Source organism: Craurococcus roseus (assembly GCF_039523795.1).
Lineage (GTDB): Bacteria > Pseudomonadota > Alphaproteobacteria > Acetobacterales > Acetobacteraceae > Craurococcus > Craurococcus roseus.
Map to the genome: position 1 here is coordinate 21,632 of NZ_BAAAFZ010000079.1, position 10,950 is coordinate 32,581.

At 73.3% G+C, this 10,950-nt stretch carries 10 protein-coding genes and 1 tRNA gene; 7 read left to right on the forward strand and 4 right to left on the reverse strand.

Annotated features, from left to right (window positions below; genetic code table 11):
* The first annotated feature begins 6 nt into the window (after nt 1–6).
* From fdh3B to ABD067_RS22465, 6 genes are all read left to right on the forward strand, one after another.
* A complete protein-coding gene (gene fdh3B, locus ABD067_RS22440) occupies nt 7–603 on the forward strand; it encodes a formate dehydrogenase FDH3 subunit beta (protein ID WP_343897638.1) in 597 nt (198 codons plus the stop codon).
* Nucleotides 600–1,829, forward strand: a complete 1,230-nt coding sequence (locus tag ABD067_RS22445) for a formate dehydrogenase subunit gamma (RefSeq protein ID WP_343897639.1) — start codon at nt 600–602, stop codon at nt 1,827–1,829. The genes fdh3B and ABD067_RS22445 overlap by 4 nt, the downstream gene beginning before the upstream one ends.
* 16 nt (nt 1,830–1,845) lie before the next feature.
* Nucleotides 1,846–2,364: a molybdopterin-guanine dinucleotide biosynthesis protein B gene (mobB, locus tag ABD067_RS22450; protein WP_343897640.1), complete on the forward strand. Its 519-nt coding sequence runs from the start codon at nt 1,846–1,848 to the stop codon at nt 2,362–2,364.
* Nucleotides 2,365–2,371: 7 nt separating this feature from the next.
* Nucleotides 2,372–3,625, forward strand: a complete 1,254-nt coding sequence (locus tag ABD067_RS22455) for a molybdopterin molybdotransferase MoeA (RefSeq protein ID WP_343897641.1) — start codon at nt 2,372–2,374, stop codon at nt 3,623–3,625.
* A gap of 17 nt (nt 3,626–3,642) precedes the next feature.
* Nucleotides 3,643–4,404, forward strand: coding sequence for an enoyl-CoA hydratase-related protein (locus ABD067_RS22460; protein WP_343897642.1), 762 nt, complete (start codon nt 3,643–3,645; stop codon nt 4,402–4,404).
* Between the two features lie 53 nt (nt 4,405–4,457).
* Nucleotides 4,458–4,534 (forward strand) — tRNA-Pro (locus tag ABD067_RS22465).
* 64 nt (nt 4,535–4,598) lie between these two features.
* Here ABD067_RS22465 and ABD067_RS22470 read toward each other — a convergent pair.
* Nucleotides 4,599–5,795 (reverse strand): efflux RND transporter periplasmic adaptor subunit, encoded by a 1,197-nt coding sequence (locus ABD067_RS22470; RefSeq protein ID WP_343897643.1) that lies wholly within the window; start codon nt 5,793–5,795, stop codon nt 4,599–4,601.
* A 135-nt stretch (nt 5,796–5,930) separates the two neighbouring features.
* Here ABD067_RS22470 and ABD067_RS22475 point away from each other — a divergent pair, with 135 nt between their 5' ends.
* Nucleotides 5,931–9,104 (forward strand): efflux RND transporter permease subunit, encoded by a 3,174-nt coding sequence (locus tag ABD067_RS22475; protein ID WP_343897644.1) that lies wholly within the window; start codon nt 5,931–5,933, stop codon nt 9,102–9,104.
* Nucleotides 9,105–9,113: 9 nt separating this feature from the next.
* Here ABD067_RS22475 and ABD067_RS22480 read toward each other — a convergent pair whose 3' ends face one another.
* The 3 genes from ABD067_RS22480 to ABD067_RS22490 all read right to left on the reverse strand — a co-directional run.
* Nucleotides 9,114–9,863: a helix-turn-helix domain-containing protein gene (locus tag ABD067_RS22480; RefSeq protein ID WP_343897645.1), complete on the reverse strand. Its 750-nt coding sequence runs from the start codon at nt 9,861–9,863 to the stop codon at nt 9,114–9,116.
* Between the two features lie 140 nt (nt 9,864–10,003).
* Complete coding sequence (locus tag ABD067_RS22485; protein ID WP_343897646.1) at nt 10,004–10,375, reverse strand: hypothetical protein; 372 nt, start codon at nt 10,373–10,375, stop codon at nt 10,004–10,006.
* 125 nt (nt 10,376–10,500) lie between these two features.
* The coding region (locus ABD067_RS22490; protein ID WP_343897647.1) for a hypothetical protein at nt 10,501–10,950 on the reverse strand (450 nt) is incomplete at its 5' end.

The following is a 10,950-nucleotide window of genomic DNA, read 5'->3' on the forward strand; positions in this document are numbered from 1 at the left end:
GAACCGATGGCCCGCTTGAAGTTCCTCTGCGACGCCGACCGCTGCATCGAGTGCAACGCCTGCGTCACCGCCTGCAAGAACGAGCACGAGGTGCCCTGGGGCATCAACCGCCGCCGCGTCGTCACCATCAACGACGGCAAGCCCGGCGAGCGCTCGATCTCCATGGCCTGCATGCACTGCACGGACGCGCCCTGCGCGGCCGTGTGCCCGGTGTCGTGCTTCTACACGACCGCGGACGCGCTCGTGCTGCACGACAAGGACCTGTGCATCGGCTGCGGCTACTGCTTCTACGCCTGCCCGTTCGGCGCGCCGCAATACCCCCGCGTCGGCAACTTCGGCGGGCGCGGCAAGATGGACAAGTGCACCTACTGCGCCGGCGGCCCGCAGCAGGACAACAGCCAGGCCGAGTACCTCCAGTACGGCTCCAACCGCATCGCGGAAGGCAAGCTGCCGCTCTGCGCCGAGATGTGCTCGACGAAGGCGCTGCTGGCCGGCGACGGCGAGATCATCGCCTCCATCTACAAAGAGCGCGTGCAGCGCCGCGGCTTCGGCTCCGGCGCCTGGGGCTGGCGCACCGCCTACAAGGAGACGGTGACCATATGACCCGCGCCCCCCTCGCGCTCCGCGCCGGGGCGGCGTTCCTCGCCCTCGCCTTGGCGGCCGCGCCCGCCGCCGCGCAACAGCAGCAGAACACGCAGGGGCAAGGCACGCAGGGGCCGGCGGGCGGTTCGCCCGAGGTGCAGTCCGTGGTGCCCGAGGTGGGCGACGGGCGCGGCGGCATGAACCAGCAGGTGCCGGAGTCGACCGAGAAGCAGGCGCCCACGGGCGGGGAGAGGCCGGCGCCGATCCCGCAGCAAGCCGTCCCCACGCCGGCCGCGCCCATCACGGCCCCGCCACCGGCGACGGCCCGCGGCACCACCTCGGGCGACGAGATGGAGTTGCAGCGCATCCTCCGGGGCGGCGTCATCGAGGGGCAGGTCTCGATCCCGAACCAGGCCGCTGGCGTCCTCGTCCAGCCGGACGGGCGCGACTGGCGGGAGTTCCGCAACACGTGGCTGTTCTGGATCGGCGCCGCCGCCGTGCTCGGCATGATCGCGGTGCTCGCGGCCGTCTACCTGGTTTCCGGCCCGAAGAGGATCGAGGCCGGGCGGTCCGGCCGCACGATACAGCGCTTCACGGCGATCGAGCGCGTCAACCACTGGATGGTCGCGGTCAGCTTCGTTCTGCTCGGCTTGTCCGGGCTCAACATCACCTACGGCGCCTCGGTGCTGCGGCCCCTCATCGGCCCGGAGGCCTTCACGGCCCTCACCTACTGGGGGCAGGCGGTGCACCAGTACCTGTCCTTCCCCTTCGTGCTCGGCCTCGTCGTCATGCTGGCGGTCTGGCTGCGCGACAACCTGCCGCGCAAGGTGGACGTGGCCTGGATCAAGGCCGGCGGCCCGATCGCCAAGGGCCACCCGCCGGCGGGCAAGTTCAACGCGGCGCAGAAGGCGCTCTACTTCTTCACCATGGGCGGCGGCGTGCTGGTGGCGGTCTCGGGCTACCTGCTGATGTTCCCGATGACCGTCACCGGAGTCATCGGGACGCAGTGGGCGCACGTCGTGCACGGCCTGCTGGCCATGGTCATGATCGCCGCCATCCTCGGCCACATCTACATCGGCTCCATCGGCATGGAGGGCGCCTTCGAGGGCATGAGCACCGGCCGGGTGGACTACAACTGGGCCAAGGAGCACCACAGCCTCTGGCTCGAAGAGGAGGCGGCCAAGGCGCGCGAGACCGTGGCCGCCCCGCGGCCGCCGCCGGGCGCCCGCGTCGCCGGCGCGGATTGACCGCGGCCTCCGCGCCGTGCGCGTGATCGGCCTCGCCGGCTGGAGCGGGGCCGGCAAGACGACCTTGTTGACGAAGCTGATCCCCTGCTTGCGCGAGCGGGGGATCGGCGTTTCTACGGTGAAGCACGCGCACCACGAGTTCGACGTGGACCGGCCCGGCAAGGACTCGTGGCTGCACCGGGAGGCCGGCGCGGAGCAGGTGCTGGTGGGCTCCGTGCGCCGCTGGGCGCTGATGACGGAGCTGCGCGGGGCGCCGGAGCCCGGGCTCGGCTTCCTGCTGTCCCGCTTGTCGCCGGTGGACCTCGTCGTCGTCGAGGGCTTCAAGCGCGACCGCCACCCCAAGATCGAGGTCCACCGCGCGGCCAACGGCAAGCCCTGGCTCCACCCGGACGACCCCGCGATCCGGGCCGTGGCGGCCGACGCGCCGCCGCCGCCCGGTTGCGGCCTGCCTTCCGTCGCGCTGGACGACATCGCCGGCGTCGCCGAACTGGCGCTGCGGTGCGCGGTGGACGTCGAGGCGCTGGTGGGGGGCTGAGCGGCCGGTGGCGCAACTCTCCGACGACTGCTTCGCCTTCGGCGGCGCCTTGCTCTCCGTGGAGGCCGCGGAGGCGCTGATCGCCGAGCGCGTGTCGCCGCTCCCCCACGAGGAGACGGCGCCGCTCGCCGCCGCGCTCGGCCGCGTGCTGGCGCGCGACCTCCTCGCGCCGCTGCCCTTGCCGCCCTTCTTCAACGCCGCCGTGGACGGCTACGCCTTCCGCCACGCCGACCTCGGCGCGGGCGGGGAAACCCGGCTCGTCATCGCCGGCCGCGTCGCCGCCGGCCAACCGGCCGGTGGCGGCGACATGGCGCCGGCGACCGCGGTGCGGGTCTTCACCGGCGCGCCCATGCCGCCCGGCGCGGACACGGTGCTGATGCAGGAGGACGCCCGGCTCGAAGCCGGCGCCGTGCTGGTGCCCACCGGCCTCAAGCCCGGCGCCAACGCCCGGCCGGCGGGGGAGGACGTGCCGGCCGGGGCCGTCGCGCTGCCCGCCGGGCGCCGGCTCCGCGCGCCGGAGATCGGCTTGGCCGCGGCGCTCGGCCTCGCCGCCTTGCCCGTGCGGCGGCGCGTGCGCGTCGGCGTGTTCTCCACGGGGGACGAGTTGGCGCCGCCGGGCGAGCCGCTCCGCGCGGCGCAGACCTACGACAGCAACCGCTTCACCCTGCTTGCCATGCTGGCCGGCTTGCCGGTGGAGGCGACGGATCTCGGCATCCTTCCCGACCGGCCGGAGGCGGTGGCGGCGGCGCTGCGGTGCGCGGCGGGCGCGCAGGACGTGCTGCTGACCTCGGGCGGCGTCTCCACCGGCGAGGAGGACCATGTCCGCGCCGCGATCGAAGGGGCCGGCCGGCTGGTCTTCTGGCGCCTCGCCATAAAGCCCGGCAGGCCGGCGGCGATGGGCGTGGTGGGCGGCGTGCCGGTGGTGGGCCTGCCCGGCAACCCTGTCGCGGCGGTGGTGACGTTCCTGCACCTGGCGCGGCCGCTCGTGCTGCGCTTGGCCGGCGCGGCGCCGGAGGCGCCGCCGCGCTTCGCCGCCCGCGCCGTGTTCTCCTACCGGAAGAAGGCCGGCCGGCGTGAGTACGTCCGGGTGCGGCTCGGGCCCGGCTCGCCGCTGCCGGAGGCGGCGAAGTTCGGCCGGGAAGGGGCGGGACTCCTGACCTCCTTGACGGAAAGCGATGCGTTCGCGGAATTGGCGGAGGAGATGACGGAGGTCGCGCCGGGCGACATCGTGCGGGTGCTGCCCTTCGCGGCGGCCTTCTGAGCGGGGAGAACCGGGCGATGCCGAACACCGTGGTCAGCGCCGTGGGCGAGGGGGGCGTCCTGACGCTCCGCCTCAACCGGCCGGAGAAGAAGAACGCCTTGTCGCGCGAGATGTACGGCGCCCTGTCCGACGGCCTGCACGCGGCGGTGGAGGACGGCGCGGTCCGGGCGGTGCTGCTGGCCGGGGGCGAGGATTTCACCGCCGGCAACGACATCGCCGATTTCGCGGCGGACGGCGGCGCGGGCGAGGGGGTCGGGCGGACGAGCGCCGCGCTCGACTTCCTGGAGGTCCTGATCCGCTTCCCGAAGCCGGTCGTGGCCGCGGTGCGCGGCGTCGCCATCGGCATCGGCACCACCATGCTGCTGCACTGCGACGCGTCGGTGGCGGCGCGGAACGCGCGCTTGCAGATGCCCTTCGCCCGCCTCGGCCTCGTGCCCGAGGCGGGGTCGAGCGTCGCGCTGGCCGCGCGCATCGGGCAGGCGCGCGCGCAGTGGATGCTGATGAGCGGCGACGCGGTGGACGGCGAAACGGCGGCCCGCGAGGGCCTGGTCACGCGCGCCGTGGACGACGCGGAGGTGGACGCGGCCGCCGCGGCCATGGCGGCGCAACTCGCCGCCCTGCCCCCCGGCGCGGTCGCCGCCACCAAGCGGCTCCTGCGGGAGCCCCAGGCCGCGGCCTTGAAGGAGGCCATGGACCGCGAGCGCGCCGCCTTCGCCGAGCGGCTGCGGAGCGCGGAGGCGCAGGCGATCTTCGCCGCCTTCCTCAACCGCAAAGGCTGAGGCGGCGATCCGCCCTTTGCGGCTCCCGCCCGGGGTGCTACCACCCGGCGCGGCGGACCGTAGCGCAGCCTGGTAGCGCACTTGTCTGGGGGACAAGGGGTCGTGGGTTCAAATCCCGCCGGTCCGACCACCGCCGCCCCTGGATGCGCCGGCCGGCGCCCTTGCCGCCCGCCCCGTCTCATCGCGGAGGCGCTTCAGCGCCGTTCGACGCCCACGCCCTCCACCGCCGCCCCAGCGGCAGGCGCGCCGGGCCGTTCGCTCCCGCCTTGCCGGACACGGACCTGTTGGCCGTGCCGGAGGTCCTGCAAGTGGTCGGTCGCCACGAGCGATCCCGCGCGGAGGCCGCTCAGGACGGCCGTCATGTCGCCGTGGTCGTCGCCGGTTTCGACCGGAGCCATTCGGATCCTGCCGCCCCCGTCGACGGCGTAAACGATGCGTTGGTCGAGCTGCGACGTGAGCGCGACGGTGGGCACCAGCACGCGCTCCTTCGTCCCGACCTGGACCCTCGTCCGGACGAACTCGCCCGGGAGGTACCGGCCGTCCCCGTTCGGCAGCCAAGCCCGCACCAAGCGCCGCGCGGTGTTGGTGTTGAAGCGGTTGTCCAGCTTGTGGATGCGCGCTTCGCGGTCCGGGCGGGCTCCGTCGGAAAGGACCGTGAGCCGCGGGTCGGCGTCCGCCATCGCCTCCTGCACGGCGGCGGAGGCTTCGGCGGACAGGGCGACCTGCACCTCGATCGGGTCCATCTGGACGACGCTCACCAACTCGGTCTGGTTGGCGGTGACGAGGTCGCCGACGTTCACGTCGGAAAGGCCGGCGCGCCCGGCGAAAGGCGCGCGCACCACGGCGTAGTCCAGGTTGAGCTGCTGGCGCGCCACTTCCGCCTCGGCTTCCTGCAAGCGGCCGGCCGCGACCGCACGGTTGCTTTGGAGCTGCTGGAGGCGTTGCTGGCTGGCGAAGCCTTCGTCCTCCAGCGGCGCGATCCGCGCGACTTCGACCTCGGCGAAGGAGAGCTGCGCCTTCGCCTGCTCGCGCTGCGCCAGCGCCGCCCGCAAGGCCACCTCGAAGGGCCGCGGGTCGATGCGGAACAGGACTTGGCCTTCCTCCACGAAGGCCCCCGGCTCGAACGGCCGCTCCACCACGGTGCCCGTGACCCGGGGCCGCAAGGCCGCGTCCTTCGGGGAGACGACCACGCCCGTGTACTCGAAGGCCACCGGAACGGTCGTCCGTTCCGCGGTTGCGACGTTGACCTCGAACTCGGGGCCGTTCCTCGCCTTCGCCACGTCGTCCCGGCGCCCGGCGCTGCCGTCGGACGCCGCCCACAACCGCCAGCCGCCGGCGGCGAGGGCCAGGATCGCCAACGCCGCCAACCCGAGCCGAACCTGAGACCGCACGCCGTTTCTCCCAACTTGCCCGCGCGCCGGACGGCAGCCCGCCCGGCGACGCTGCAACTCGCCAAGAGGCGGAACGTTGCCCGGCCTCTGCCCGCAAGCGCCACGCTCGGCCGCGCCCAGGGAGCCAGGGAAGCGATGTTCGCCTTTTTCGTCGACCGCCCGATCCTAGCGGGCGTCATCTCCGTTGTCATAACGGTCGTGGGCGCCGTGGCGGGCGTCACGCTGCCTATCGCGCAGTTCCCCGAGATCGCGCCGCCCGTCATCAACATCCAGGCCACCTACCCGGGCGCGAGCGCCGAACAGGCCCACGCCGCGGTCGCCATCCCGCTCGAGCAGGAGATCAACGGCGCGCAGAACCTCATCTACATCAACTCGACCAGCAGTTCGAACGGCAGCGTCAGCATCGACGCGACTTTCGCGGTCGGCTCGGACCTCAACGCCGCCGCCGCCGACGTCCTCACGCGGGCGAGCCGGGCCGAGCCGCGGCTGCCCGAAGCCGTGCGGAGCCAAGGGCTGGAGATCCTGAAGAGCTCCCGCCAGCGGCTCGGCAACATCGTGCTCTACAGCGAGGACGGCGCCGGGTACGACGAACTGTTCCTGTCGAATTGGGCCGAAACGCAGGTCATCAAGCCCCTGCGCCGTGTGCCCGGCATGGGCCGCATCGTGAACTTCAGCAACATGCGCTACGCGATGCGGGTCTGGCTGGACCCCGCGCGCATGGAGTCCCTGAACATCGGGCCTTCGACGGTGGTCGAGGCGGTGCGGGAGCAGAACGCGCAGGTCACGACCGGCTCGCTCGGCAGGGAGCCGATGCGCGACGCCCCGGCGTTCGAGCTGCGGCTCGTGACCAAGGGCCGGCTCCAGGACGCGGAGGAGTTCGAGAACATCATCCTGCGCGCCAATCCGGACGGTTCGGTGGTGCGGGTCGGCGACGTGGGCCGCGTGGAGCTCGGCTCCGAGCAGTACGGCGTCCGCTCGACCTACAACAACCAATCCGCGGCCTCCATCGGGCTTTACCAAAACCCGGACGCCAACGCGGTGGAGGTGATGCAAGGCGTCCACGCCACCATGGCGGATCTCGCTAAGCGCTTCCCGCCGGGCCTGAAGTACGAGATAGCGCTGGACCGGACGGAGTTCGTGCGGGAATCCATCAAAGAGGTCGTCAAGACGCTCTTCGAGGCCATCCTCCTGGTGGTGGCCGTCACCTACCTCTTCTTGCAGAACTGGCGCGCCACGCTCATCCCGTCCATCGCCGTGCCGGTGGCCCTGGTCGGCGCCTTCGGGCCGATGGCGCTGTTCGGCTTCTCCTTCAACACGCTCAGCCTGCTCGGGCTCGTGCTCGCGGTCGGGCTCGTCGTGGACGACGCCATCATCGTGGTCGAGAACACGGAACGCCTGCTCGGCGAAGGGCGGTCGCCCAGGGAGGCCGCGAAGGAGGCGGTCGAGGAGGTGGCGGGGCCGGTCATCGCGACGACGCTCGTGCTCGCGGCCCTCTTCGTCCCGGTGGCCTTCATCCCGGGCGTCACCGGGCAGCTCTACAACCAGTTCGCCCTGACCATCGCCATCTCTTTCATCATCTCGGCCATCGTTTCGCTCACACTGACCCCTGCGCTCTGCGCCTTGATCCTGCGCCCGGGCCACGCGGGGCAGAGCGGGTCCTGGCGGGCGCCGCTGCGCTGGTTCAACAGCGGCCTCCGCCGCGGGACCGACGGCGTCGTGGGCGCGGTAGGCGGGCTGTCGCGCCGCCTGCCGATCGCCGGGGCGCTGTTCCTCGCCCTCGCCGGCGCCACCGCATGGCTCGTCACGCAGCGCCCGACCGCCTTCGTGCCGCAGGAGGACCAGGGCTACTTCTTCGCCGACGTCGCCCTGCCGAAAGGCGCCTCGGTGGAACGCACCCGCGCGATGGTGGAGCGCTTGGGGGAGTCGCTCCTGGCCAAGCCGGAGGTCAGCGACGCGATCGGGGTCGCCGGGCGGGGCATCCTTTCCGACGCCACCGCTTCCTTCTACGGCTTCCAGATCCCCACGCTGAAGCCGTGGGGCGAACGCGACAGGACCGTCGATGAGCTGATCGCGGAGGTCAACGCGGAGTTCAAGAACGACCCCGACGGGCAGGTCCGCATCATCAATCCTTCGCCCTTGCCGGGGCTCGGTTCCCGCGGCGGCCTGACGCTGGAGATCCAGGACCGCAGCGGCCGGGGCGGCCTCCAGCTCGCCAAGGCCGCCGACGCGTTCATCGAGGAGATGGTCGCCCTGCCCGAAGTCGGCCGCGCCCTGCCGACCACGAGCCACGGCGTGCCCCAGATCCGGCTCGACATAGACCGGGCGAAGGCCGAGCAACTCGGTGTCAAGCTGGAAACGCTCTTCGACGCGCTGGGCACCTACATCGGCTCGTCTTTCGTGAACCTCTTCAACCAGTTCGGCTTTGTGTACCAGGTCTACGTCCAAGGCGAGGCTTCGGCGCGGCGCACGTTGGACGACATCGCGAACCTCACCGTCCCGAACGCGCGGGGAGAGCCGGTGCTGATCGGCTCGCTCGTGACGCCGCGGTTCGTCACCGGGCCCACCGCCGTGCTCTCCTACAACACCTACCCGGCCATCGAGGTGGCGGTGGACACGGCGGAGGGCGTCAGCTCCGGCGCGGCCATCGCCGCCATCGAGCGGCTCGCGGCCCGCAAGCTCCCGCGCGACTACGCCGTCGAGTGGACGGAGGTCGCCTACCAGGAGAAGATCGCGGGCGGCTACGCGCCCCTGATCTTCGCCTTCGGGGTCCTCATGGTGTTCCTCGTGCTGGCGGCCCAGTACGAGAGCCTGGGCCTGCCGTTCGTGATCGTCCTGGGCACGCCGCTCGCGGTCCTCGGCGCGGTCCTGGCGCTGGCGCTCCGGGATCTGCCGCTCGACATCTTCGGCCAGATCGGCCTGCTGCTGCTCGTCGGGCTGGCGGCGAAGAACTCCATCCTGCTCGTGTCCTTCGCCAAGGAGCTGCGGGAGCAGGGCCGCGACGCCCTGTCGGCCGCGCAGGAAGCGGTGCGGCTGCGGATGCGCCCGATCCTGATGACGTCCTTCGCCTTCATCCTGGGCTGCGTGCCGTTGGCCATCGCCGGCGGCGCGGGCGCGAACGCCCGCGTCTCCATGGGCACCGTGGTGATCGGCGGGTTGCTGGTGGCGACGGTGCTCAGCCTCTACGCGACTCCGGTCCTGTACGTCGCCGCCGAGCGCCTGCGCGACGCGCTCGGCGGAAAGGCGCGCCGCTCGCGCCCGGAGGGGCCGCGGGGCGGAGGCGAGGCGGGCAGGCCGCAGCCGGCGGCCTGACGCCGGCCGTCACCTCCCCGCGTCCTTGGCCGATGCTATCGCCGCGCGGTCGGCGAGGTGGATGCTCTGCCGCGCCGGCAAGGCGATCGCGCCGCGCCGGCGCAACTCGGTCAGCGCGCGCGACACCGTTTCGGAGGTCAGGCCGAGGTAATCGGCGATGTCGTCGCGCGTGACGGGGACGTCCACCGCCCCGTCCGCGGCACGGCGGCAGCGCTCTCCCATCTCCAGCAGGAAGGAGGCGACCCGGGCCAAGGCGCTCGTGCGCCCGAGGCGCAAGAGGCACGCTTGGGCGTGGTGCAGCCGGCCGCAGGCGACCTCGCGGAAGGCGCGCGCGAGGCGCGGGTCGGCGTCCACCAGCGCCTCGGCCCTCGCGCGCGGGTAGGAGACCACCACGGCGTCGCGCGCCGCTTCGGCCGTCGCGCCGCGCCGCGCGCACGCCTCCAAGCCGAACAGGTCGCCGGGCAGCACGAGTTCGGCCACGTGCCTTTTGCCGTCCTCCGCGAAGCTGCACACCTGCACGGCCCCCGAAGCGAGCCAGTACCAGTGCGCGGCGGGTTCGCCTTCGGCGAAGATCTGCCGTCCGCGCCGGACCCTCGCCGCGGTGCCAATGGGCTGCAGGGCGTCGAGGACGATGGCGTGCGGCGGGACGCCCCCATCCGCGGCGCGGGGCGCCGGTGGCGGGGCGGTGCGGTGGTGCGGCGGCGACGGCGGCACGCGGGCTTGCGGCCATCGGGTTGGGGCGTCGGCCGAGAGCTGCACGAAATGTTCCTCCGCTGCGGTTTCGGCGCTGGCGCCGTTGCAGAGGACATGGCCGTGGCCACGGGCGGCAAGGATTCAGGGGCCCTACGTAAGGAACCGATGCGCCCCTGCCCGCCGGACGCGGAAGGCCGGCACCGCCGTCAACGCGCGGGCCCCGCGTACCCGACCCCCGGCGCCGGGTAGGCCGGGAAGGCATCCGGGAAGCCGGGCGGCGCGAACGGCGTCGCGCGGCCGTAGCTCCGCGCCGTCGCCTCCTCCGCGGTGTGGTCGTAGAACTCCGGCGTGCCGATCGGGCCGCCTGACAGCACGCCTGCCCAAGGCAGGGCGCCGAACCCGCTGTCGACCACGACGGGCGCCGTGCTCCCGGCCCCGCTCGGTTCGTTTCGCGCCATGGCGGGACCGTGCCCGGCGCCGCCGGGCGCCGGCCGCCCCGGGGCGCACGCCGCCGCCAGCAGCCCGACCAGCATCCCCGCCATCGCCGATCGCGCAGCCCCGGTGCCCGGTCCCGACATGCCGCGACCCCCTCCACGCCGACCCGCCGCACGGACCGCAGCGCCCCCCGCTTCCGGCGGGTTCGGCCCCGATTGGGGCCGGCCTTGCCACGCCGCTGGCGGCGCGGCGCTCGTTGGCGGCGCGCTCACCGCGACCGGCCGGCGGATGCCGCTTCCGCCCTCGCCGCAGCCGAGCGCTCCAGCATCTCCATGGCCGCGAGTATCTTCCGCGCCTCCTCGGCCGCTTCCCGCGGCGACGTGCCCGCCGCCTGCATGGCCGCGATGGACTCGCGGAACCGGCGGTCGGTGGATTCGTAGGCCGCGCGATCCCCGAAGTCCCCGGGCACGTCGTTGATCACCATCCACGCCGCGTGCGCTTCGTCGAGCAGCGCCTGCTGCGCGGGCGGCACGGCGCCCTCCTGCGGCTCGCGCGCGCCGTGGGCGACGAGCATCGCCAGCGCCGCGCGCAGCCGCTCGGCGGCCGCGTCGACCATCAACGCGTAGCCGGCGAGCTTGCCGGCCGTCGTCTCCAGCGCCGGCGCAGGGTGGGCGGCCTGCCCTTCGCGCCATTGCGCGGCGGCCGGGCCGCCGCCGCT